6 protein-coding genes are annotated in these 4,327 nt (G+C 70.8%); 2 read left to right on the forward strand and 4 right to left on the reverse strand.

The genetic code is table 11. The annotated features are described in order from the left end of the window. The first annotated feature begins 113 nt into the window (after window positions 1-113). A complete protein-coding gene (locus E1J50_RS25755) occupies window positions 114-1,256 on the forward strand; it encodes a M23 family metallopeptidase (protein ID WP_132254479.1) in 1,143 nt (380 codons plus the stop codon). A gap of 31 nt (window positions 1,257-1,287) precedes the next feature. Here E1J50_RS25755 and prfB read toward each other — a convergent pair. Further along, a protein-coding gene (prfB, locus tag E1J50_RS25760; RefSeq protein WP_132257083.1) for a peptide chain release factor 2 occupies window positions 1,288-2,416 on the reverse strand; the annotation gives its coding sequence in 2 pieces (ribosomal slippage) (window positions 1,288-2,346 and window positions 2,348-2,416; 1,128 coding nt in all). A 155-nt stretch (window positions 2,417-2,571) separates the two neighbouring features. Here prfB and E1J50_RS25765 point away from each other — a divergent pair. Beyond that, on the forward strand, window positions 2,572-2,928 hold the full coding sequence (locus tag E1J50_RS25765; RefSeq protein WP_132257085.1) for a DUF3140 domain-containing protein: 357 nt from the start codon (window positions 2,572-2,574) through the stop codon (window positions 2,926-2,928). A gap of 25 nt (window positions 2,929-2,953) precedes the next feature. Here the strand turns inward: E1J50_RS25765 and E1J50_RS25770 are convergent, their stop codons facing one another. The 3 genes from E1J50_RS25770 to E1J50_RS25780 all read right to left on the reverse strand — a co-directional run. Next, entirely contained in the window at window positions 2,954-3,301 is a 348-nt protein-coding gene (locus tag E1J50_RS25770; protein ID WP_132257087.1) for a hypothetical protein, read from the reverse strand. Window positions 3,302-3,411: 110 nt separating this feature from the next. Continuing rightward, a complete protein-coding gene (locus tag E1J50_RS25775; RefSeq protein ID WP_132250407.1) occupies window positions 3,412-3,624 on the reverse strand; it encodes a hypothetical protein in 213 nt (70 codons plus the stop codon). 153 nt (window positions 3,625-3,777) lie between these two features. After that, on the reverse strand, window positions 3,778-4,327 hold a 550-nt coding region (locus tag E1J50_RS25780), incomplete at its 5' end, for an aminotransferase class I/II-fold pyridoxal phosphate-dependent enzyme (protein ID WP_132257089.1).

Raw genomic sequence — 4,327 nt, forward strand, 5'->3', positions numbered from 1 at the left:
CCTGTCTCGCGAGGGCATGGCCCGCCGGGCGCGCCGCCTTCCCTGACCTTTCCTTCTCGGTTCGTTAACCTTGATCGTTGCCTAATGCCGGCTCGCCTCGCCGGTCGGTTTCGATGCCACTCACCTTTCGGGCCGCCACCTCGCCGCTCCGCGCCGGACGGATCGCGCTCGGCATCGGCCTCGTCGTCACGACGCTCTGGGCCGCGGCAGCGACCTATGTCCTCGTCTTCCACGACACCGTGCTGGCGCGCTTCGTGGAGCGGCAGGTCGCGATGCGCGCCGCCTACGAGGCCCGGATCTTGGACCTGCAGGCGAGCCTCGACCGCGCCGCCACCCAGCGCGTCGCCGATATCGACGGCGTGGAGAGCCGCCTCTCGGCCCTGACCGACCGTCAGGCCGGGCTCGAGCGCCGACAGGCGGCAATCGCGGACCTTGTCGGCGATGGCGTGCCCGACCCGTCCCGGACCGGTGCGCTGCCCGACGCGGGTCCGCTCGATCGAGAACTCCGCCCCGGCGACGGGGGTCCCGGCCGCCGCTCCGCCCGCGACGCCGGCATCCGGCTCGCCTGGCTGGAGCGGACGCTCGATCGCTTCACGGAGGCGCAGACGCGCAGCCTCGGCCGCATCGCAGCTCGGGCCGGGCGCGGTGCCGAGCGCCTGCGCAATCTCGTCGCCCGGACCGGCCTCGAACCGCACCGCCTGGAGCGTCCCGCGGCCGGTCTCGGCGGCCCGCTCGTGCCGGTCAGTGGCGACCCCTTCGCCCTGGCGCTCGCCCAGGCTCAGCGGGCGCGCGGCGACGAGCAGCGTCTGCGCCGGATCGCCGCGGACCTGCCGCTGCGCCGCCCCATCCTCGGCGCGTTCAGCCTGTCGAGCGCCTTCGGCACGCGTCTCGACCCCTTCACCAGAGGGCTCGCGCTCCATACCGGGCTCGATCTCAAAGCGGAATTCGGGGAGCCCGCGCGCGCCACCGCGTCGGGGCACGTCACCGCCGCCGAACCGGCGGGCGGCTACGGCAACATGGTCGAGATCGACCACGGCCACGGCGTCGTCACGCGCTACGCGCATCTGGCGCGCCTGGCCGTGACGCCGGGCCAGTGGGTGCGGGCCGGCGACGTCGTCGGCCGCGTCGGGTCGACCGGCCGCTCGACCGGGAGCCACCTGCATTACGAGACCCGGATCGACGGGGAGCCCGTCGATCCGCAACGTTTCCTCAGGGCCGGCGCCGACCTCGACGCGTGGCAATTCAACGCGCCCTGAGCGCCGGAGCGGGGCCCAGGCGCCCCGTTCCTCAGTCGATGTCCTCGACCGCGTCGGCGCCGCCGTAGAGGCGCTGGGCGAGCGAGGCCTCCATGAACGGGTCGATGTCTCCGTCGAGCACGTCGTCCGGGCTCGTCGATTGTGTCCCCGTGCGCAGGTCCTTCACGAGCTGATAGGGCTGCAGCACGTAGCTCCGGATCTGGTGACCCCAGCCGATATCCGTCTTCGCGGCGGCCTCGGCATTCGCCTTCTCCTCGCGCTTCTTCAGTTCGGCCTCGTAGAGGCGGGCGCGCAGCATGTTCCAGGCGGTCGCCCGGTTCTTGTGCTGGGAGCGCTCCTGCTGACAGGCCACCACGATGCCGGTCGGGTTGTGCGTGATGCGCACCGCCGAGTCGGTCGTGTTGACGTGCTGGCCGCCGGCGCCGGACGAGCGATAGGTGTCGATCCGGCAATCCGATTCCTTGATCTCGATCTCGATCCGATCGTCGATGACCGGATAGACCCAGACGCTCGCGAAGCTGGTGTGGCGCCGCGCGCTCGAATCGTAGGGCGAGATCCGCACGAGGCGGTGCACCCCGGACTCGGTCTTGAGCCAGCCGTAGGCGTTGTGCCCCTTGATGAGGAGCGTGGCGCCCTTGATGCCGGCCTCCTCGCCATCGGACCACTCGACGATCTCGACCTTGTACTTCCGGCGCTCGGCCCAGCGGGCGTACATGCGCTGGAGCATGTTGGCCCAGTCCTGGCTCTCTGTGCCGCCGGCGCCCGAGTGAACCTCGAGATAGGTGTCGAAGCCGTCCGCCTCGCCGGAGAGCAGGCTCTCGATCTGGCGACGCGCCGCCTCGGCCTCGACGGCGCGGACCCCGCGCTCCCCCTCCTCGATCGTGGCCTGGTCGTTCTCGGCCTCACCGAGCTCGATCAGGGTCTGGGCGTCCTCGAGGTCCTGCTCCAGCCGCTTGATGGCGGAGACCGCCTCGTCGAGCTGGGTCCGGTCGCGCATCACCTTCTGCGCGGCCTCGGCATCGTTCCAGAGTTCCGGGTCCTCGGAAGCCGCGTTCAGCTCCGCGAGGCGTTTCTCGACGGTATCCCAGTCAAAGATGCCTCCTCAGCAGTCCGATCGACTGCTTGGCGGCATCCGAGGCTTGCTCGATCTCGGCGCGCATCTAGGGGTTCACTCAATGGTGCGGATTGTGGAGGGGCCTGATACCGGCCCCGCGCCGGCCTGTAAACGGCGCCCGCCCTGCGACGCCCCGTCCCCGGAACCGAGCCGCGCCCGCGCGTTGGTAGGCACGATGGAAGCCGCAGGGAGTTTGGCGGGATGGCGAAGGCGAGCAGCGAGGAGGCCGAGGACCGGGCCAAGACCTGGGAGGCCTTCAACGAGGCCGTGAACATGACGCCGGCCGCGCTCCGCAAGCACCTCGACAGCGAGGCGAGCCAGGCGGTCGGACAGAAGACGGACGGGGCTGAGTCCACCGGCCACAGGGAGGGGCGGCGCATCCTCGAGATCAAGGACAGGAAGCGGGCCGACCTGACCGACGACGATTACGCCCATATGCGCAAGGTCGTCTCCTACGTCCACCGCCACCTCGCGCAGGGCGGCAAGTCACGTCAGGATCCGGATTCCGCCTGGCGGATGTCCCTGATGAACTGGGGCCACGATCCGAACAAATCCTGACGGGCCCGGATCGGGCGCCCGCGCCTCAGCGCGCGACGAGCGGCGGGACCGGAGCCGGCACCAGCACGAAGGCGCGCCGCTGGCGGCGCCCGCCGAGGCGCCCCTCCGTGTCGCTGTCGTTGTAATAGGCGGTTCCGGTGATCCCGAAGCCGCCGCCGTTCATCACGTGGGGCACGGGCAGGGCCGGCACCGCCAGCAGATCCTGCCGCCACGGCGGCGCCGTGGGTCGGCCGGTCAGGGGATCGACCTCCAGCACCGTCGGGCCTGGCTCGCCCATGTAGTAGGTCGGCACGCCCTGCGCGGCGGCACCGAGAGGGGCGGCGAGCGGCAGGCCGAGAAGGCAGGCGGCGAAGAGGGGGCGGATGATCGTCACGCGTGGTCTCCGTGCACGGGGCCGGTCGTCCCGCTTGATGGCCGGTGAGATGGGCTTTCCGGCCGCTCCGTCCGGTGCGGCGAGCGCCCCGACGGCTCGGTCCCAGCGCCTCAGCCCTTCGAGCGGAGGACCACCTGCGGCTCCCGGGCGACGGGGTCGCACTGGGTCTGGAAGGCGTTGAGGACGAGGGCTCGCGAATCGCAGACGTAGCCGACCTCGGGTCCCGGCGCGGGAACCGGGTCGCGGGCGATGATCGGGTTGGGCGCGCAGGCGCCGGCGGCGCCCGTGAGCAGGAGGGCGGCGAGCAGGTTCAGGCGGCGCATGCAACCCTCGGGACGCAGGTGGCGAAACAATCGCTCTGAGCCTTGCGGACGGGACCGGCGCCTGACAAGCGCCGATGACCGTACGGCCCCGCTTTGCCGCCGCCTGTCGCCCCGCCGCAACATGATCGAGCGGCGTTCCGATGCCCGATCCGTTCAGACGGCCTTGGCCATCGGCAACACGTTGTGGAGCGTGCGGTCCGACGTCTCCAGGAAGCGCCGGATGTTGCGCGCGGCCTGACGGATGCGCTGCTCGTTCTCCACGAGGGCGATGCGGACGTACTCGTCTCCGTGCTCGCCGAAGCCGATCCCCGGCGCCACCGCCGTATCGGCCTTCTCGACGAGGAGCTTCGAGAATTCGAGGCTGCCGAGTTCCTTGAACCGGTCGGGGATCGGCACCCAGGCGAACATCGAGGCCGAGGGCGCAGGGACCTTCCAGCCGGCCTTGGCGAAGGACTCGATCATGACGTCGCGCCGCTTCTTGTAGATCGCGCGCATCTCCGCGATGCAGGAATCCGGGCCGTTGATCGCGGCCGTCGCTGCCACCTGGATCGGCGTGAAGGCGCCGTAATCGAGGTAGGATTTCACGCGTGTCAGTGCGGCGAGCAGGCGCTCGTTGCCCACCGCGAAGCCCATCCGCCAGCCCGCCATCGAGTAGGTCTTCGAGAGGGAGGTGAACTCGACCGTGCAGTCGATCGCGCCGGGC

The sequence above is a fragment of the Methylobacterium segetis genome (genome assembly GCF_004348265.1).
Taxonomy (GTDB): domain Bacteria; phylum Pseudomonadota; class Alphaproteobacteria; order Rhizobiales; family Beijerinckiaceae; genus Methylobacterium; species Methylobacterium segetis.